Annotated in this window: 1 protein-coding gene; it reads right to left on the reverse strand. The window is 54.4% G+C overall.

Features of this window, described 5'->3' with window-relative positions:
* On the reverse strand, window positions 1–227 hold a 227-nt coding region (locus A6X21_RS25870), incomplete at its 3' end, for an NYN domain-containing protein (protein WP_131818222.1).
* Window positions 228–375 lie beyond the last annotated feature (148 nt).

Consider the following 375-nt stretch of genomic DNA (forward strand, 5'->3'; position numbering starts at 1 on the left):
ACCATGGTGAAGCCGTTGTAGTTGAGCCAGTCGACAAGGGGCCGGATCGGCGAGTAGTCGTCGTTGTCCAGCAGGGCGGTGTAGTAGAATGCGCGTAACAGCTTGCCACGACGCATGAATTCCTGACGCAAGAGCTTGTAATCGATGTCGAACTCCAACGCCCTCGCGGCCGCGTAGAGGTTCGAGCCGTCGATGAAAAGCGCCAGGCGTTCATCTCTGTAAAACATTCGGGCTCCTTACATAATATGCCCGCAAGCAGGGGGACGTGAGTGGTTGGAACAATGCGCACCGAAATACAAAGCGCTGCGGGACATCCCTTGAAATCTAAGGATGGATCAAGATGCCGCAACCGGGAAATTATGCAAAAACTGCTCC

The sequence above is a fragment of the Planctopirus hydrillae genome (assembly GCF_001707835.1).
GTDB lineage: Bacteria > Planctomycetota > Planctomycetia > Planctomycetales > Planctomycetaceae > Planctopirus > Planctopirus hydrillae.